Annotated in this window: 18 protein-coding genes and 1 tRNA gene; 11 read left to right on the top strand and 8 right to left on the bottom strand. The window is 68.6% G+C overall.

From position 1 onward, the window contains the following. The first annotated feature begins 22 nt into the window (after positions 1 to 22). Positions 23 to 1,612, top strand: a complete 1,590-nt coding sequence (locus QSK35_RS25420; RefSeq protein ID WP_285749990.1) for an L-lactate permease — start codon at positions 23 to 25, stop codon at positions 1,610 to 1,612. Continuing rightward, positions 1,609 to 2,802, top strand: coding sequence for a glycoside hydrolase family 88 protein (locus QSK35_RS25415; protein ID WP_285749989.1), 1,194 nt, complete (start codon positions 1,609 to 1,611; stop codon positions 2,800 to 2,802). The genes QSK35_RS25420 and QSK35_RS25415 overlap by 4 nt, the downstream gene beginning before the upstream one ends. On the opposite strand, the gene QSK35_RS25410 is transcribed toward QSK35_RS25415, so the two are convergent. Then, positions 2,765 to 4,108, bottom strand: coding sequence for a hypothetical protein (locus tag QSK35_RS25410; RefSeq protein WP_285749988.1), 1,344 nt, complete (start codon positions 4,106 to 4,108; stop codon positions 2,765 to 2,767). The two genes, QSK35_RS25415 and QSK35_RS25410, sit on opposite strands and share 38 nt — an antisense overlap. A 105-nt stretch (positions 4,109 to 4,213) precedes the next feature. On the opposite strand from QSK35_RS25410, the gene QSK35_RS25405 reads away from it, so the two are divergent. After that, positions 4,214 to 4,287: transfer RNA gene (locus tag QSK35_RS25405), tRNA-Thr, on the top strand. Positions 4,288 to 4,332: 45 nt separating this feature from the next. Here QSK35_RS25405 and QSK35_RS25400 read toward each other — a convergent pair. Continuing rightward, the gene (locus QSK35_RS25400; protein ID WP_285749987.1) at positions 4,333 to 5,034 is read right to left on the bottom strand and encodes an SRPBCC family protein; all 702 of its coding nucleotides are present in this window, start codon (positions 5,032 to 5,034) and stop codon (positions 4,333 to 4,335) included. Further along, positions 5,031 to 5,618 carry an ArsR/SmtB family transcription factor gene (locus QSK35_RS25395; protein ID WP_285749986.1) on the bottom strand — a complete coding sequence of 196 codons (588 nt, stop codon included), beginning with the start codon at positions 5,616 to 5,618 and terminating at the stop codon, positions 5,031 to 5,033. Before QSK35_RS25395 ends, QSK35_RS25400 begins: the two co-directional genes overlap by 4 nt. Before the next feature lie 141 nt (positions 5,619 to 5,759). Here QSK35_RS25395 and QSK35_RS25390 point away from each other — a divergent pair, with 141 nt between their 5' ends. Beyond that, the gene (locus QSK35_RS25390) at positions 5,760 to 5,933 is read left to right on the top strand and encodes a hypothetical protein (RefSeq protein WP_285749985.1); all 174 of its coding nucleotides are present in this window, start codon (positions 5,760 to 5,762) and stop codon (positions 5,931 to 5,933) included. Here the strand turns inward: QSK35_RS25390 and QSK35_RS25385 are convergent. From QSK35_RS25385 to QSK35_RS25375, 3 genes are read right to left on the bottom strand one after another with little or no spacing between them, the layout of a single operon-like run. Further along, a complete protein-coding gene (locus QSK35_RS25385) occupies positions 5,911 to 6,873 on the bottom strand; it encodes a TIGR03617 family F420-dependent LLM class oxidoreductase (protein WP_285749984.1) in 963 nt (320 codons plus the stop codon). The genes QSK35_RS25390 and QSK35_RS25385 overlap by 23 nt on opposite strands. A gap of 10 nt (positions 6,874 to 6,883) precedes the next feature. Continuing rightward, positions 6,884 to 7,633 carry an excalibur calcium-binding domain-containing protein gene (locus QSK35_RS25380; protein WP_285749983.1) on the bottom strand — a complete coding sequence of 250 codons (750 nt, stop codon included), beginning with the start codon at positions 7,631 to 7,633 and terminating at the stop codon, positions 6,884 to 6,886. A gap of 55 nt (positions 7,634 to 7,688) precedes the next feature. Beyond that, positions 7,689 to 8,351, bottom strand: coding sequence for a thermonuclease family protein (locus QSK35_RS25375; RefSeq protein ID WP_285749982.1), 663 nt, complete (start codon positions 8,349 to 8,351; stop codon positions 7,689 to 7,691). A gap of 114 nt (positions 8,352 to 8,465) precedes the next feature. On the opposite strand from QSK35_RS25375, the gene QSK35_RS25370 reads away from it, so the two are divergent. Further along, positions 8,466 to 8,861, top strand: coding sequence for an uL11 family ribosomal protein (locus QSK35_RS25370; RefSeq protein WP_285749981.1), 396 nt, complete (start codon positions 8,466 to 8,468; stop codon positions 8,859 to 8,861). A 6-nt stretch (positions 8,862 to 8,867) separates the two neighbouring features. Here QSK35_RS25370 and QSK35_RS25365 read toward each other — a convergent pair whose 3' ends face one another. Continuing rightward, positions 8,868 to 9,323 (bottom strand): DUF4442 domain-containing protein, encoded by a 456-nt coding sequence (locus tag QSK35_RS25365; RefSeq protein ID WP_285749980.1) that lies wholly within the window; start codon positions 9,321 to 9,323, stop codon positions 8,868 to 8,870. A 128-nt stretch (positions 9,324 to 9,451) separates the two neighbouring features. Here QSK35_RS25365 and QSK35_RS25360 point away from each other — a divergent pair, with 128 nt between their 5' ends. Next, positions 9,452 to 9,967, top strand: a complete 516-nt coding sequence (locus QSK35_RS25360) for a MarR family winged helix-turn-helix transcriptional regulator (protein WP_285749979.1) — start codon at positions 9,452 to 9,454, stop codon at positions 9,965 to 9,967. After that, complete coding sequence (locus QSK35_RS25355; RefSeq protein WP_285749978.1) at positions 9,968 to 11,605, top strand: MDR family MFS transporter; 1,638 nt, start codon at positions 9,968 to 9,970, stop codon at positions 11,603 to 11,605. A 74-nt stretch (positions 11,606 to 11,679) separates the two neighbouring features. Here the strand turns inward: QSK35_RS25355 and QSK35_RS25350 are convergent, their stop codons facing one another. Then, entirely contained in the window at positions 11,680 to 12,189 is a 510-nt protein-coding gene (locus tag QSK35_RS25350) for an inorganic diphosphatase (RefSeq protein WP_285749977.1), read from the bottom strand. A 128-nt stretch (positions 12,190 to 12,317) separates the two neighbouring features. On the opposite strand from QSK35_RS25350, the gene dacB reads away from it, so the two are divergent. Genes dacB through hpt form a run of 4 tightly spaced genes read left to right on the top strand, consistent with a single transcriptional unit; the run spans position 12,318 to position 16,912 of the window. Further along, positions 12,318 to 14,363: a D-alanyl-D-alanine carboxypeptidase/D-alanyl-D-alanine endopeptidase gene (dacB, locus tag QSK35_RS25345; protein ID WP_285749976.1), complete on the top strand. Its 2,046-nt coding sequence runs from the start codon at positions 12,318 to 12,320 to the stop codon at positions 14,361 to 14,363. Between the two features lie 28 nt (positions 14,364 to 14,391). Next, the gene (locus QSK35_RS25340) at positions 14,392 to 15,435 is read left to right on the top strand and encodes an Rv3626c family coenzyme F420 biosynthesis-associated protein (protein WP_285749975.1); all 1,044 of its coding nucleotides are present in this window, start codon (positions 14,392 to 14,394) and stop codon (positions 15,433 to 15,435) included. After that, positions 15,432 to 16,346, top strand: a complete 915-nt coding sequence (gene tilS, locus QSK35_RS25335) for a tRNA lysidine(34) synthetase TilS (RefSeq protein ID WP_285749974.1) — start codon at positions 15,432 to 15,434, stop codon at positions 16,344 to 16,346. Before QSK35_RS25340 ends, tilS begins: the two co-directional genes overlap by 4 nt. 17 nt (positions 16,347 to 16,363) lie before the next feature. After that, positions 16,364 to 16,912, top strand: a complete 549-nt coding sequence (gene hpt, locus QSK35_RS25330; protein WP_285749973.1) for a hypoxanthine phosphoribosyltransferase — start codon at positions 16,364 to 16,366, stop codon at positions 16,910 to 16,912. Positions 16,913 to 16,969 lie beyond the last annotated feature (57 nt).

Genomic DNA, 16,969 nt, shown 5'->3' with positions numbered 1-16,969 from the left:
CGGGCATTGAAAGGCGGTTGTCGTGTACCAGCAGAACCCCAACCCGACGGGGTCGCTGTTCCTGTCGGCGCTCTTAGCCCTGATCCCGCTGGTAGCTGTCCTCGTGCTGCTCGGCGGCCTGAAATGGAAAGCGCACTGGGCGGGCCTCACCGCGCTCGCGCTGGCGATCGGCGTCGCCGTCGTCGGCTACTCGATGCCGCTCGGCCCGGCATTGAACTCCGCGGCGTTCGGTGCGGCGACGAGTGTGCTGGTGATCCTCTGGATCACGTTCAACGCGATCTGGATCTACAACCTCACCGTCCACAGTGGACACTTCGCGGTGCTGCGCAGGTCGTTCAGCTCGATCAGCGACGACCAGCGGGTGCAAGCCATCGTGATCGCCTTCTCGTTCGGCGCGCTGCTGGAAGCGCTTGCCGGTGGCGGCGGCCCGGTCGCGATCTGCTCGGTCATGCTGATCGCGCTCGGCGTCGACCCGATGAAGGCCGTCGCGTTGTCGCTGATCGCGGATACCGCGCCCGTCGCGTTCGGCGGCATGGGCAACCCGATCACGGTGCTGAACACGGTGACGAACCTGCCCGCCGACCAGTTCGGCGCGATGGCCGGCCGTCAGGTCGCGATCCTCGCGGTGTTCGTGCCGTTCGTGCTCGTGGCCGTGACGGACGGCAAGCGCGGTCTGCGCGAGGCGTGGCCGGTCGCGCTGGTGGCCGGACTCTCGTTCGGCATCACGCAGTTCGCGGTGTCGAACTTCTGGTCCTACAAGCTGTGCGACATCGTCGCCGCGATCGTCTCCGTGCTCGCGGTCGTCGGGTTCACCCGCGTGTGGCAGCCCGCCCGCTCGATCCCGCCGGTGATCGCCGGTGGCGCGACGACCGACTCGCGACGCGACGTGGTCACCGCGTTCGCGCCGTACGCGATCATCGTCGCGGTCTTCTCGATCGCGCAGATCGTGCCGGTCAAGAAGTTCCTGGACTCGCTGACTTACAAGTTCCCGTGGCCCGGCCTGCACATCACCAACGCGGCGGGCAAACCGGTGGCGACGACCTACCAGCTCAACTGGGCGTCCGCGACGGGCACGCTGCTGTTCGTCTCCGGCCTGCTGTCGCTGATCTTCCTGAAGGTCGCGGTCAACAAGGCCGCACAGATCTACGGCCAGACGATCCGGCAGTTCAGCTGGGCGATTCTCGCGATCCTCGCGGTGTTCTCGCTGTCGTACGTCATGAACTTCTCCGGCCAGATCACGACCTTGGGCCTGTGGCTCGCGGGCACGGGCGCGTTCTTCGCGTTCCTGTCACCGGTCGTCGGCTGGTTCGGCGTCGCGATCACCGGCACGGACGCGGGTTCCAACGCGCTGTTCGGTGGCCTGCAGGTGACCGCGGCCAACCAACTGGGCGCCTCGCCGTTCCTGTTCGGCGCCTCTAACAGCTCCGGTGGCGTGATGGCGAAGATGATCTCGCCGCAGAACCTCGCCATCGGCACCGCCGCCGCGGACCTGGTCGGCCGGGAGGGCGACCTGTTCCGCAAGGTCTTCGGCTGGAGCCTGTTGCTGCTCCTGGCCATGTGCGTGATCGCGTATCTGCAGTCGACACCGGTTCTGGGGTGGATGGTGCCATGAGTTTCAACAGACGAACGCTCTTCACGGCGGCCGGCGCGACAGCCGTCGCGGGCGCCGCCGGCGCGGGACAGGCGGAGGCGTCGCCCCGCCAGTTCCGCCAGGCGCTCGACTACGCGCTGCGCAAGCTGCGCTCGACCGCGCCGAACATCAAGTCGTTCCCGCAGGAGACCAAGTTCGAGAAGTGGACCTTCGCGGACGACGGCGGCTGGGTCGGCGGCTTCTGGCCGGGCCAGCTGTGGCTGGCCTACGTCGACTCGCACGACGAGCAGTTCAAGACGTGGGCGATCGAGTCGGCACTGCGCCTGGCGCCGCGCCGGACCGACACGTCGACGCACGACATCGGTTTCCTCTTCTACCCGTCGTGGGTCACGGCGTATCGGCTCACCGGCGACAAGTCGTGGCGCGACGGCGCGATCGAGGCCGCCGGTTCGTTGATCCAGCGGTACAACCCGGCGGGCCGCTTCATCCGCGCGTGGGGCAAGCTCGGCACCCCGGACAACGCGGGCCGCGTGATCATCGACTGCATGATGAACCTGGACCTGCTGACGTTCGTCTCGCAGGAGACGGGGGACCGCAAGTACCTCGACATCGCGGTCGCGCACGCGGAGACGACCCGGAAGTTCTTCCCGCGGCCGGACGGGTCCACGCCGCACGTGTACGACTTCGACCCGGTCTCCGGCGCGCCGATCGGGCCCAACACGAACCAGGGCTACAGCCCGACGTCGTGCTGGTCGCGCGGCCAGGCGTGGGGAATCTACGGGTTCACCACGATGTACCGGCGGACCCGACGGCAGGAGTTCCTCGACACCGCGCGGAAATTGGCGGACTACGCGCTGGACGTCCTGACGCCGGACCATGTTCCGGTGTGGGACTACCGGTCCCCGTTGGCGCCCAACGACATCAAGGACTCCTCGGCGGGCGCGATCATGGCGTGCGGCCTGATCGACCTCGCGCGTGCGACGGGCCGGTACGGCTACCACGTGGCCGCGCTGCGCATCCTGGATGCCTTGTGCGACACGTGTTTGACGACGCGTTCGGAACGCGCGGACGCGATCCTGGCGCGGGCGACCCGCAACCGCCGCAACGAAACCGGCATCGAGGTGTCGTTCCCATACGGCGACTACTACCTGATGGAGGCCCTGCTGCGGGTGCTCAAGCCCCGGGAGCTCGGCGCCGCGATCGGACTGTAGGCATGGCGGCCACGACGATCACGCCCGTGAGCAGGAGCGCGGTGCCGATCCAGAAGATCGGGATCGCCTGGTAGGCCGCGTTCGTGTAGGCCAACGGCGGCGCCTTCTTCGGAGGCGCCGCCTGGCCACCATCACTCGGCGGGACAGGGGTTGTCGCCGTGCCGCAGACGACGCCGCCCCTGGGCGCCGCCGCACGCACGATCTGTTCGCCGAGTGACACCTGTGCGAGTGCGCTGGGCAGATCCTTGATCTTGAGCTTGTCGGTCGGCAGCACCTGCAGGTCCAGCAACCGCGCCGTGGCGCCGAGCTGGAACCCGCTGAAGTCGTTGCCGCTGAACGAGGCCTTCTTCTCGCTCAGCCCCGCGATCTGCAGCCGGATGACCACGAGGTCCAGCAGCAACGGCACATCCAACTGTGGGTGCGCCGCGTCCAGCACGCCGAGCTCCTTGCCGCCTTGGGTGACTTTGAGGACCGGCGCGGTGTAGGTGATCTTCGACGTGGCCTCGTCGCCGGTGGCGAGCGCGGTCAGCGTCGGCTGGCTGACCACGTCGATCTTCACGTCACCGGCGAGCTGGATGCTGACCGCCCGCATGGTCGACGTCGACTGCACGGCCTTGTTCCTGCTGCCGGGGAGATCGACCAGCTTGACGTTCGACTGTGCCTTGAACGTGTCGGGCACGTTGATCAGCGAGGCGCCGGTACCCGGAACTGTGTTGAGCACGCTGAGGCTCGCGACCGACGTCTCGGCGTTGGCCAGCGGTTCGACGCACGGCCCCCGCTCGGTGTCCCACCGCGCGTGCACGCTGCCCTTCAACAGTCCCACCTTGAGCAGCGGGTCGAGCGGCGTCGGCTGGCCGGGCAGCTCCTGGGACTTCGGCTCCGGATTGTCCGGAATCGCCATCTGCACCAGCGTTCCCGGACTCTGCGGCGACCGTCCCTGGATCGCGAACCCGGCGGGCGAGGCCTGCGTGATCACGCGTTCCGCCGTCAGATACGCCTCGGTGTTGACCTGCGCGCTGGCGAGGCCGAGCCCCACCTCGCCGATCGCCTGCTTCGGCAGTTGCTCGCCGTACCCCGGCAGGATCGTGTTCGTCTTCGCGCCGTTCGGCCCGATCCGCACCACCGCGAGCCCGGTCCCGGCGTCGCCCACCGCGTGCGCCAGCGGCTGCGGCCCGTTCGGTGCGCTCGCCGGCGGCTGGTTCGGGTCCCTCGGACCCGGTACCGGTGTGGTGGGTTGCGCCAACGCGGGCGTCGCCACGAGGGCGAGCAGCAGTCCGGCAACGGGCACGGAGAGCGCTCGGTGCATGGGTTCTCCTCGGCGGTTAGGAGGCGTGACCGTGGTCACTGTCCGTTCAACGAGGGGACCCCTGGTAAGTAACGCTCGCCAGTTCCGCTATAGTTGTCGCGTCTCGCCGCCTTAGCTCAGTCGGCCAGAGCGGCTCACTCGTAATGAGCAGGTCATCGGTTCGATTCCGATAGGCGGCTCTTGGTGAGACAAGGGCCAGGTCACTCGTGACCTGGCCCTTTCTTTCATTTCTGCGCCCACTCCAGCCACGGCCGGTCGTCGCCGAACAGGTGGTGCCCGATGCCGACCATCGCCCCGCCGAAGAACCGGTACAGCCCCTCCGGTCCGCGCACTCCGAGGAACGGCCGGGCCCCTTCCCCCGAGTAGTCGACAATGCCCTCGACCGGCTCCATCCCTTCCGGCGCGAGCGTGATCGCGTCACCGACGCGCAGCGGCTCGCTGACGTTGAGTCGTTCGAGCAGCGTGGGCCAGTCGACGGACATCGGTGAGTACGCGTAGGTCGCGAACTGACCGGGGAAGTGCCTGAGGTACAGGCCCATCGTGTGGAAGTACATGTCCCAGCCGTGGCTGGTCTGGTCGAGGTACTCGTCGCCCCAGTCGTCGCTCACGACGCCGCTGTGCACGAACCGCAGCACGGTGCTGCCCTGCTCGCGGCCCTCGACGAGGTACTCCATGGCGTGGAACGACCCGTCGGGAGCGGTGTCGCCGCGGTACGCGAGGTGCTTCGGCGGGTCCCACGCGGTGATCGTCGACGACTCGGAGAAGTCGCCGATGGTCAGCGTCATCCGGCCGCCGACGCCCGGTTCGACGGTGTGCGGGCCCATGAACCACGAGGAGATGCCGGGGCCCGTCGCGATGGCGTCCCACACCTGTTCCGGAGTCGCCTCCAGGGTGACTTCCTTGTTCAGCTCGAACTCGCGGCTCACGTCTCCTCCTTGACGCTCGGGTGCAGTGCGACGACCACGCGGTGCGGCCGGCCGCCTTCGGCTTGTTCGTCGTGGTACTTCGAGACCAGCTGTGAGACGGCGACGGCCAGCTCCTCGGCGAACGCCGCGCGGTCGGCGGCGGACGCGAAGCGGATCTCGCCGTCCAGCGCGAACGTCGCGAGGCGCTTCTTCGCCTTCGCGGCACCGGTGATCAACGTGCCGACGTCGCGGACCAGGCGGGCCGCCACCGCCAGCAGCCAGCGTGCGGACAGACGGTCCGGCGCGCGGGCGGGGTCCGGTTCCACCGCCGCCAGGGCCACGGGGGAGATCACGTAGGACTGGGCCGTCGCGCGCATCAGGCGTTCGGTCACGTTGCCCTTGCGGCGTTCCTCGACCAGTTCCACCAGGCCGTGCTTCTCCAGGGCGCGCAGGTGGTAGTTCACCTTTTGCCTGGGCAGGCCGACCTTCGCGGCGAGCATGGTCGCCGAGCACGGCTCGGCCAGCTCGGCCAGCAGCCTGGCCCGCACCGGGTCCAGGGAGACCTCGGCCGCGGCCGGGTCCTCGATCACCGCCACATCGAACATGACCCCACGGTCTCACCGACAACTTTGTTAGTCAAGACAGGGGTGTTGTTCGGTGTTTTGCTCCATCGGGGTGGTGTTCGGTCGGGTACCGTAAGCAACGTCTCAATTGGTCGTTGCACGTTCGCAACCCGAGGAGACGTCATGATCACGGCCCTGATGCTGACCCTGCTCGCTCTACCGTTCGCCCTCACCGCGGCCAACATCGGCCGCAGACGCTGGATCAGAAAACGCGGCGTCGCCAGAGTGCGCGCGGAGCTCGCGCTTTTCCACGACGAGCTGACGCGGCAGGGACTCAGCCACTTCTCCGGGCACTGAGCACGCTCGGCGTCGTCGTCACGCGCGTGATCACGTCCGCCCGTTCGCCGAGTTTCGCGGCCACTTCCTGTGGGGTGCCGACCAACGCGAACGCGTACAGGACCTCGTCGTCGATCAAGGCCGACATCTCGGCCCACAGCTGCCGGCGCGACATGGTGTGCAGCTCCTCGTGCAGCGCACTCCAACCGTGCAGGTCCAGCACCTTCCGATACGCGGGCGTCGACCCGTAGAACGCGATCTGCCGCTTCACGTCGGCGACCTCGTCCTCAGTGGTCGCGACGAACGAGGGTCCACTCACCTCGAACCCGTCGAGCGACTTCCCGGCCTTGGCGCGACCCCGCTCGAGCGCGGGAACCGTCACCTCCCGCAGGTACCGGTCCGTCGTGAAGCTGTGGCACAGGAACCCGTCCGCCACCTCGCCCGCGACCTCGGTCATCAGCTCGCCGACTCCGGCCAGGTAGATCTTCGGGTTGCCGAACTCGTTCGGTCCGGGATTGAAGAACGGCGTCATCAGCGTGTGCCGGTAGAACTCGCCGCGGAACGCCAGCCGGTCGCCGGTCTCCCAGCTGTGCCAGATCGCCCGGATCGCCAGCACGAACTCGCGCATCCGCGCGGCCGGCTTCGACCACGGCATCGCGAACCGCTTCGTGATGTGCGGCTCGACCTGCGAGCCGAGGCCCAGGTGGAACCGGCCGCGGGACAGCAGCTGCAGGTCGTTGGCCAGCGTCGCGGTGCTCATCGGGTTGCGGGCGAACGCCACCGCGATCGCCGTGCCGAGCTCGATGTCCTTGGTGCGAGCCGCTGCCTGGCCGAGGCCGACGAACACGTCGTGCTTGGTCTCGGCCAGCCAGAACCCGTCGTAGCCAAGGGATTCCGCCTCGGCGGCGTGCTCGCCCACGGTGTGCGGGGTGAAGTCGACCTTGATGCTGTCCAGCTTCATGGCGAACAGGCTATTCGCAGGCGACGCCGTCCTTGTTGCGGTCGAGCGCGAGTCGGTAGCCGGGCTGTCCCGCGTAGATCGGTGCGGCGCCTGCCGCCCGAGCGGCGTCGCAGTTCGCGTAGTAGACACCTGGCGACGGCTGTGGTTGAGGCTGCGGCTCAGGCTCGGGTTGCGGCTCAGGCTGGGGTTGCGGCTCAGGCTGGGGTTGCGGGACAACCGGCTGGGCCTGGGGCACAGGTACCGGCTTGTCGTCGAGCCCATTGCATGGCGGAGCCCACAACCCAGTCGCGGCCTGCTTTGCGGTGGTCTGTGCTTGCTGGATCGCGCTGCCCGCAATGGATTCCGCGCGTGCCGCGCCCTTGCTCACCGCGAGCACCGCATAGTCGGTGCCGTCTGTAAGCACGATCGCGGCGGTGACTGCGCTCTTGACTGGCTTGATCGTCTTGCCCAGCAAGCTGGTCCTTGCGAAATCGGCGGACGCTGCCGCCCAACACTCGCCGGGTGGGGCGAGCCCTTCGATTCTGAGCTCGCGACCATCAGAGAGGCCAACGGTGCGACCGTTGACGATGCTCGTCACGCTGAGCGGAATGGGGGAAACGGTCGTACTCGTCGAACCCATCGCAGGCGGAGTCGCGACTGGCCGCTTCTGCTCGCCGCCGGTCAGCGCCCCGATCAGCTCGAAACCGAGCACGATCGCGATCACGATGAGGACGATGCGGGCGTTCTTCGGCAACTGGCGCCAGAATTGGACTGCGGTCACGGTCCGTGCATCGCTATGCGCCCAAAGGACTGTTACCCGCATCACCCGATCGGTGTCACTCGCAGGCGATGCCGTTCCGGTTCGGGTCCAGCTGCAGCCGGTAGCCCGGCTGGTCCGAGCGGATCGGGGCCGCACCGGCCCGGCGCGCCTCGTCACACGTCAGGAAGAAGACCGGCCGAGGCGTGGTCGTGGTGGGCTTCGGCGGAGCGGGCGGCGGGGGCGGTGGAGGAGGCGTCGACGTCTTGTCCTCGCCGCGGCAGGGCGGTGCCCACAACCCGAGCGGGGTCTGCTGCGCCGCGTTCTGCGCGTCGAGCATCACGCCGGTCGGCGCTTCGGCCCGCGCGGCGCCCTGGCCGACCGCGAGCAGTGCGTAGTCCGTGCCGTCGGTGAGCTTGAGGACGTTGCCGTTGGTCACCCTGACGTCCTTGCCGAGCAACATCGACGTGGCGAACGCCGCTCCGTCGGCCGCCCAGCACTCGCCCGGTGCGGCGAGGCCCGCGACCTGGATGCGGGCGCCGTCGGACAGCGTCACGGTGCGGACGTCCACGATCGACTGGACGGTCAGCGTGGACGACGGCGGGAGTGCGATCGCCGTGGAGGTGACCGCGGGCGGATCTTCGACGGGCATCGCCGCCGGCACGGGGGCCGCCTGGGTGCTGGTGCACCCGGTCACGAGAAAAGCCAGGAGCGTCGTGCTCGCGGCCCGCCGTCCGACCACCGTTCCTCCCCGCCCTGAATGACCAGCCAAAAGGTGTCTACGGAGGGGAGGGGGCGATAGTTCATCGCGTTATCGACTTGAGTCTGACGCAACGGCAGTTTCTAGCTTCGGCGCATGGCCGCGAAGAAGACGATCCACGAGATCACGATGCAGCTCGAGGCGGGCAACGCCTCGATGATGGACCTCGGCAAGATGCTCGGGCACACGGGTACGAACCTGGTCGGAATCAAGCGCGCCTACGACGAGGCGACGCAGGGCCAGCGCGGCGAGACGGTCCCCGTGGTGATCTCGATCCTCGACGACAGGTCGTTCCAGCTGCGCCTGAAGACGCCGCCGACGAGCGCGTTGATCAAGAAGGCGATGAACGGCCAGAAGAAGATCACTCAGGCCCAGCTCAAGGCCATCGCCGAGCGCAAGCTGCCCGACCTCAACACGACCGACGTCGACGCCGCGATGCGCGTCATCGCCGGAACGGCGCGGTCGATGGGGGTCACCATCGGGGACGCGTGACCGCCGTCAGGCGCGGTTCGGCTTGAGTGTCCAGACGACGGTCATCTCGCCGGTGGTCACGCCCTCGGCGTTGGTGATCGTCACCGCGACCGGGAACTCGGGGCGCTTTCCGGACTCCAGTTCGGCCAGCACGTCGGCCGCCGAGCGCTCCAGCACGGCCTCCGCACGCAGCACGCCCAGCGCGAGCTTCTTGTAGGCGATCTCGGCGCGCGCGACCAGCGGCGTCGCCTTGCTCATGTGCTCGGCGAACGCCGCCATCACCACGGCACCCGAGGCGGTCTCGGCGACGCCGAACATGTTCGCGGCGTGCGGCCCGCCGACGTGGTTGCGCATCGGCTCGTCGTCGGGCAGCACCGCGACCACACGCGTGGCCGACACGTCCTCGAACTCGACGCCGATGGTCTTCACCCACGGCACGACCTGCTTCATCGCGTCGGCGACGAACGAGAAGTCCTGGCTCATGACGGCGATGTTACTCATGAGTAGCACAGGTTCGCGAGTGAGACTCAAAACTCACTTGCCATTTGACCGTTGAAGACCGATGCTTGTACCGAGCAACTAGTTGGGTGATACAAGCAACGGAGATGGTCATGGTCGAGCCGGGGATGTGTGGCGTCGATCCCGAGCACGAGCTCGCGGAGCGCGTCGGCATGGCGATGGTTCGTCTCAACAAGATGCACGCCCAGGTCGCACACCAGATGGCCAAGCAGGGCATGGACAAGGCGTCCTTCATCCTGCTCGCCACCCTCGCGGGTCTCGGGCCCTGCCGGTCGAGCGCGCTCGCCGAGGCGGTGCTGTCCGATCCGTCCACTGTGAGCAGGCAGGTCGCCACGCTCGTCAAGGACGAGCTGATCGAGCGACGGGCCGATCCCGCCGACGGACGCGCGAGCGTCCTCGCGGTCACCGAGAGCGGCCTGAAGTTGCTCAAGGAACGCAGGCGGCTGCGCAACGTCGCCCTGGCACGGATGTTCGAGAACTGGGAGGAGACGGACTGGAAGCAGTTCGCCGATCTCTTCGAACGGTTCGTGCACGACTACGAGAAAGCCATCCCGGTTCTTTTGTCAGAGGGCGGTCTGGGGACCCGCTCAGGAGGGGAAGACAAGTAGATGTCCCAAGAAACACAGGCGACCCCCGAGTCGCCGGCAGGTCTGACACACCGTCAGATCCTGACCGTGCTTTCCGGTCTGCTGCTCGGCATGTTCCTCGCCGCGCTGGACCAGATGATCGTCGCCAGCGCGATGAAGACCATCGCGGACCAGCTGCACGGACAGACGCTGCAGGCGTGGGCGACCACGGCCTACCTCATCACCGCGACGGTGACCACGCCGTTGTACGGCAAGCTCTCGGACATCTACGGCCGCAAGCCGCTGTACCTGGCCGCGATCTCGCTGTTCCTCGCCGGTTCGCTGCTGTCCGGTATGGCGAACTCGATGTACGAGCTGGCCGCGTTCCGCGCGGTGCAGGGCCTCGGCGCGGGCGGTCTGATGTCGCTCGCCTTCGCGATCATGGCCGACATGATCTCGCCGCGGGAGCGCAGCCGGTACTCCGCGTACTTCATGGCCGTGTTCGGCACGTCGAGCGTGCTCGGCCCGGTCATCGGCGGCCTGTTCGCTGGTCTGGACAGCTTCCTCGGCTTCGCCGGCTGGCGCTGGGTGTTCCTGGTGAACGTCCCGATCGCGCTCGCCGCCCTGTTCGTCGTCGCGAAGGTCCTCAACATCCCGCACCAGCGGGTGGACCACCGCATCGACTACTGGGGCGCGCTCTCGCTGATCACCGGCCTCGTGCCGCTGCTGATCGTCGCCGAGCAGGGCCGTGAGTGGGGCTGGGCGTCGTCGACCTCGTTGGCCATGTACGTCATCGGTGCGATCGGCCTGATCGCGTTCGTGTTCGTCGAGTACCGGATGGGCGACGAGGCGCTGCTGCCGATGCGGTTGTTCCGCAACCACACGTTCGCGCTGGGCAACACGATCAACTTCGTACTCGGTATCGGCATGTTCGGCGGCATGGTGTCGTTGCCGCTGTACCTGCAGATCGTCAAGGGCGTGTCGCCGACGCAGTCCGGCCTGATGTTGCTGCCGATGATGCTCGGCATCATGTCCTCCACCGCGGTCAGCGGCCGGATCACCGCGAAGACGGGTCGCTACAAGATCTTCCCGGTGGTCGGCTCCGGGATGATGGCGGCGGCGCTGATCCTGCTCAGCCGCGTCGGTACGGACACGCCGACCTGGCAGGTCATGATCGTCATGTTCGTCATGGGCGCCGGCCTCGGTCAGTGCATGCAGACGATCCTGGTCGCGATCCAGAACGCGTCCGAGCCGCGGGACATGGGCGTCTCGACCTCGTCGGCGACGTTCTTCCGGCAGATCGGCGGCACCGTCGGTACCGCGGTCTTCCTGTCGATCCTGTTCAGCACGGTCGGCGACAAGATCGGTGAGAACGTCCGCGCGGCGTTGCAGACCGACGCGTTCCGTGCCGCGCTGGCGCAGAACCCGCAGTTCGCGCAGGCCCTCAAGCAGGGTGGTGCGGGTGTGGACCTGAACAACACCGAGTTCCTGAAGCACCTCGACCCCGTGCTGGCGCGGCCGTTCCTCGACGGCTTCTCCAGTGCGATCGACACGGTGTTCCTCACCGGCGGTCTCGTGATGATCGCGGCGTTCCTGCTGGTGTGGTTCGTCCGCGAGATCCCGCTGTCGGAGAAGTCCGGCCTGCAGCGGGCGGCGGACACCGAGTCCATCGCGGTCTAGTCACTGAAAACCGTTAAGGCCACCTTCACTGCGTCTGACGCAGTGAAGGTGGCCTTAACGGCACTACCGGAAGCTCAGTGCTCGTCGTGCTCGCCGCTCTCCTGTGCTTCCTTCTCACGCTTGTAGGAGCGCTCGATCTCCGCCTCGGCCTCGACGCGGCCGACCCAGGTCGCGCCCTCGACGCTCTTGCCCGGCTCGAGGTCCTTGTAGACCTCGAAGAAGTGCTGGATCTCCAGGCGGTCGAACTCCGCCAGGTGGTGGATGTCGCGCAGGTGCTCCTGACGCGGGTCGCTGGCCGGGACGCAGAGGACCTTGTCGTCGCCGCCCTTCTCATCGGTCATCTTGAACATGCCGATGGCGCGGGCGCGGATGAGGCAGCCGGGGAACGTCGGCTCCTGCACCAGCACAAGCGCGTCCAACGGGTCGCCGTCCTCGCCGAGCGTGTTCTCGATGAAGCCGTAGTCGGCCGGGTACTGCGTCGACGTGAACAGGGTCCGGTCCAGCTTGATCCGCCCGGTCTTGTGGTCGACCTCGTACTTGTTCCGCACGCCCTTGGGGATCTCGATGGTGACGTCGAACTCCACTGTCCGTCCTCGCTCAATGCTCGCTGTTCTTGACTGCCACTAGTGTGGACCAAAACGCCCTGTCAACCCTCATCGGAGGGACAGCAGAAGGGTGTGAGATTGCCCGTACCGAGCTGACGGAGGACCGCGTGTCGGACGAGCCCTCGTGGCCGACGGTGGACGACGACGCCACGGAGCCCGACCAGCCCGAGTCGCCAACGCTGCAGGTCAAACACCCCGTGATCGAGTCGCCGACGCTGCGGATCCCGATCGGCCGGGGCAAGGCGGGCGGCGAGGACGCGGGAACCGACCAGTCGACCGTCACACTGCGGATGGCGCCGCTGCTCAAGCCGCCTTCGATGCCGCAGCCGCCGCCGGCCTCGCCGATCCGGTCGCAGCGTCCGCAGAACGACGGTGGGGCCACGAGACCCATCTCACACCAGTCCGGGCCGGGTGCGGGGCCGTCCGGAGCGCAGAAGACCTCGATGCTGCCTGGGCCCTTCGTGCCGCCTGCCGGGCTCGCGGGCGGGGCGGGACCTGGCTCGCCTGCGCGTGGGCCGGGGGTGCCGGGTAGGCCGGGCTCAACGGGGTCGCCTGGTGGGGCGGGGACGGGGTCGCCTGGTGGGCCGGGTTCGGCGATTCCGCCCAACACCCAGCGCCCAGCGGCCGCGCGCATGCCGCAACAGGCGTCCCCCGCGCCTGGGGGTCCCCCGAATTCAATTCTCCCAGGCGACACCGACAATTCCGGGCGGTCCGAGAGCTCGGCCCCGCGATCCGAGCCGAAGTCGCAGCGCGCCGAGGAGCACGCGCAGCCGCAACGGGTCGAGCCGGCCAAGAAGAAAAAGACGGTCAAAGTCCTCGTCGCCCAGTTCGCGGTGGCGATCCTCGGCGTGGCATCGGTCCTGACGTACAAGGCGGTCAGCGGCCCGGCCACCCCCACGACCCAGCCACCCGCCCCGCCCGCCGCGGTACAGCCGATGGTCAAGGCCGTCGGCGCGGACTCCCCGGCCCCCACCCCGGCAGGCGTGAAGCGCGCGCTGTCCGGGCCCACGGCGAGCGGGCTGCTGACGCCGTTGACGGGCTCCGTTGTGGACCCGGCGACGAACGCGGTGCTCTGGTCGCAGGGCGAGACGACACCGAGCACGCCGGCGTCGTCGCTCAAGATCCTCACGGCGGCGGCCGCATTGCTCACGCTGGAGAAGACCGACCAGCTCAGCACCAAGGTCGTCGCGGGCCCGACGCCCGGCTCGGTGGTGCTGGTCGGCGGCGGCGACATCACGTTGTCGTCGAAGCCCGCGGGCACGACCACGGTCTATCCGGGAGCGGCCACGCTCGACGACCTCGCCGCGCAGGTCAAGGCCAAGGGCCCGGTCACGCAGGTGCTCTTCGACATCAGCCGGTACTCGGGCGACGCGATGGCGCCCGGCTGGGACCCGCTGGACATCGCCGGCGGCTCGATCGCCCCGATGGTGCCGATCATGATGGACGGCGGGCGCGCCGACGCCACGAAGGTCGTCAGCCCGCGCAGCCAGACGCCCGCACAGGACGTGGCGAACGCGTTCGCGCAGCGGCTCGGCGTCAGCGCCGCCACCGGTGGCAGCGCGCCTGCCAACGCGCAGGTGCTCGGCGAGGTCAAGTCCGCGCAGGTCGAGCAGCTCGTCGACAACATGATGCAGATCTCGGACAACCTCCTCGCCGAGGCGCTGTCCCGTGAGGTCGCCAGGGTCACCGGCGGCGAGCAGTCGTTCGCGGGCGGTATGAAGGCCGTCAAGGACGTGCTGGCGAAGAACGGGTTCGACGTCAGCGGCGCCGACGTCGTCGACGCGAGTGGACTGTCCGGGCGGAACAAGATCCCCTCGAAGCTGCTCGCCGACATCCTCGCCGTCGCGGGCAAGCCGGGGCTCGACGACCAGAAGACGGTGAAGCTGCGTCCGCTGCTCACCGCGCTGCCCGTCGCGGGCGGCAGCGGCACGCTCGCCGAGCGGTACCAGGCGGCGGCCGCGAGCGGCAAGGGCTGGGTGCGCGCCAAGACCGGCACGCTGACCGGCGTCAACTCGCTGGCCGGCGTCGTCGTCGACAAGGACGGCAGGCTGCTGACGTTCGCGTTCATGACGGGCAACACGGGGCCGACCGACGACGTCCGGCAGGCGCTCGACGTGCTCGCCGCCACGCTGCGTGGTTGCGGCTGTTCCTGACGCGATATCGCCAGGTAGCGTCGGAAGCGTGAACGGGGCGTCGGAGACCGAGGTCGGACCGGTCGACTGGGAGCTGGCGGCGGCTACCGCCGTCCGGCTCGTGCGACCGGGACCGCAGATCCCGCGGGACGAAGCCGACCACGTCGTCGGCAGACTCCGCGAGCTCGCGACCAGTGCGGAGGTGCACGTTCGCGAGCTCACCGGGCTTGGCGCCGGGCTTCCGCTGCTGCCGGGAGAGGTCGTCGACCGGCCCGCGTGGGTGCGCGCCGCCGTGCAGGGCCTGGAGGCGTTGACGGCACCCGCGCTGCCGCGGTCGGCCAGCCCGCTGGCGGGCATGCTGTCCGGCACCGCGGGCGTGCAGGCCGGTGTCGTGCTCGCGTTCCTCAGCTCGCGCGTGCTCGGCCAGTACGACCCGTTCAGCCCCAACGAACAGCTCGCCGGCCGGTTGCTGCTCGTGGCGCCGAACATCGTCGGCGCGCAGCAGGCACTCGACGTGCCCGCCGAGGACTTCCGCATGTGGGTGTGCCTGCACGAGTGCACGCACCGCCTGCAGTTCACCGGCGTGCCGTGGCTGCGGCGCTACTTCTCGGACCAGGTCGTCGCCTTGTTGTCCACAATGGACAGCTCGCGCGCGCCGATCGGTGACCTCATCCGCGATTTCCGGCAGAAGCTGCGGGCCGGCGGCGGTCCAATCGGGCTGATCGACCTCATCCAGACGCCGCAGCAGAAAGTGGTGCTGGACCGGCTGATCGCACTGTCCACTTTGCTCGAAGGCCACGCGGACCACGTGATGGACGCGGTCGGGGAGTCGGTCGTGCCGTCCGTCGCAACGATCCGCAGCCGGTTCACGGCCCGGCGCAAGGGTGGTGGCCTGCTGGACCGGGTGCTGCGCACGCTGCTCGGCGTGGAGGCGAAGGTGCGTCAGTACGCCGAGGGCGCGGCGTTCACCGAGTACGTCGTCGACCGGGTCGGCATGGACGGCTTCAACGCCATCTGGACGTCCGCGGACACCCTGCCCACCCGCGCCGAGATCGCCGAACCGCTGACCTGGCTGCGCCGCGTCGCGCCGTGAACGGTCCGGTCTCGTCGGTGCGGGCCGCGGTGCGGCGGTTCCTGGACACGGCTCAGCCCGAGGAGGTCGCCGTCGCGGTCTCCGGCGGCGCCGACTCGCTCGCACTCGCCGCCGCCATCGCCGATCTGGTTCCCGACGCGGTGGCGTTGATCGTCGATCACCAGCTGCAGGCGGGGTCCGACCAGGTGGCTTCACGTGCCGCTGCGGCGTGCACTTCGCTCGGGATGCGGGCGCGGGTGCTGACCGTCTCCGTGTCCGGTCCCGGCGGACCGGAGGCGGCCGCGCGTCGCGCCAGGTATGCCGCCCTGCGACCGGAACGCGGGCTCGTCCTGCTCGGACACACCCTCGACGACCAGGCGGAGACGGTCCTGCTCGGGCTCGGCCGGGGGAGCGGTCCACGTTCGATCGCCGGCATGCGCCCGCTGGACCCGCCGTGGGGCCGGCCGTTGCTCGGCGTGACGCGTGAGGTGACCTCGGCCGCGTGTGCCGAGCTCGGGCTGTCGCCGTGGACGGATCCGCACAACTCCGACCCGTCGTTCCAGCGGGTGCGCCTGCGCACGGAGGTGCTGCCGCTGCTGGAGGACGTGCTGCAGGGCGGTGTAGCCGAGGCGCTGGCCCGGACCGCCGCGCAATTGCGCGAGGACTGTGACGCACTCGACTCGCTGGCCCGCGCGTTCGACGGCGACTGCTGCGAGGTGGCCGAGATCGTGGATCTTCCGGCCGCTTTGCGACGCAGAGTGCTCAGGCGGTGGCTGCTTGGTGAAGGTGTGCCGGAGTTGTCCGACTCGCACCTGCGGCGTGTCGACGCGCTTGTCTCGGCGTGGCGCGGACAAGGCGGCGTGTGGCTGCCCGGCGGCTTTGTCGCCCGGCGGTCACATGGCAGGCTCGTGCTGAACGAACAGCAGCCTTAACCAGAGGAGACCTGTCCGTGTACGACGGCGACATCGCATCCGTGCTCATCACCGAGCAGGAGATCAGCGACAAGGTCACCGAGCTCGCCAAGCAGGTCGCGGCCGATCACCCACGAGGTGAGTCGGACCTGGTGCTGATCACCGTCCTCAAGGGCGCGGTCATGTTCATGACGGACCTGGCGCGTGCGCTGCCGGTCCCGGTGCAGCTCGAGTTCATGGCGGTCTCGTCCTATGGATCTTCCACGTCCTCTTCCGGCGTGGTGCGGATCCTGAAGGACCTGGACCGCGACATCGCCGACCGCGATGTGCTCATCGTCGAGGACATCATCGACTCCGGGCTCACTTTGTCGTGGCTGCTGAAGAATCTGCAGACTCGGCGGCCTCGGTCGCTGGAGGTTTGCACTTTGTTGCGCAAGCCTGATGCGGTGAAGGTCGAGGTGCCCGTCAAGTACGTCGGGTTCGACATTCCCAACGAGTTCGTCGTTGGGTACGGGTTGGATTACGCGGAGCGGTACCGCGATCTGCCCTACATCGGCACGTTGGACCCGAAGGTTTACTCGAGCTGATTGCGGGTTCGTAGGCCTTTTCTGGGGCTCCGCCCCAGACCCGGCGGGCTGCTGCCG

The organism is Lentzea sp. NBRC 105346, assembly GCF_030269605.1.
Taxonomy (GTDB): Bacteria; Actinomycetota; Actinomycetes; order Mycobacteriales; family Pseudonocardiaceae; genus Lentzea.
The sequence above is the reverse complement of the archived record's forward strand: the minus strand, read 5'-3'. Positions and strand labels throughout refer to the sequence as shown.

Bases quoted from the DNA above. Each gene is read 5' to 3' on its own strand.
- QSK35_RS25385 (WP_285749984.1), bottom strand. From the start codon at position 6,873: ATGAAGCTGGACAGCATCAAGGTCGACTTCACCCCGCACACCGTGGGC.
- QSK35_RS25395 (WP_285749986.1), bottom strand. From the start codon at position 5,618: ATGTTCGATGTGGCGGTGATCGAGGACCCGGCCGCGGCCGAGGTCTCC.
- QSK35_RS25355 (WP_285749978.1), top strand. From the start codon at position 9,968: ATGTCCCAAGAAACACAGGCGACCCCCGAGTCGCCGGCAGGTCTGACA.
- QSK35_RS25415 (WP_285749989.1), top strand. From the start codon at position 1,609: ATGAGTTTCAACAGACGAACGCTCTTCACGGCGGCCGGCGCGACAGCC.
- QSK35_RS25360 (WP_285749979.1), top strand. From the start codon at position 9,452: ATGGTCGAGCCGGGGATGTGTGGCGTCGATCCCGAGCACGAGCTCGCG.
- QSK35_RS25390 (WP_285749985.1), top strand. From the start codon at position 5,760: ATGATCACGGCCCTGATGCTGACCCTGCTCGCTCTACCGTTCGCCCTC.
- QSK35_RS25370 (WP_285749981.1), top strand. From the start codon at position 8,466: ATGGCCGCGAAGAAGACGATCCACGAGATCACGATGCAGCTCGAGGCG.
- QSK35_RS25410 (WP_285749988.1), bottom strand. From the start codon at position 4,108: ATGCACCGAGCGCTCTCCGTGCCCGTTGCCGGACTGCTGCTCGCCCTC.
- QSK35_RS25365 (WP_285749980.1), bottom strand. From the start codon at position 9,323: ATGAGCCAGGACTTCTCGTTCGTCGCCGACGCGATGAAGCAGGTCGTG.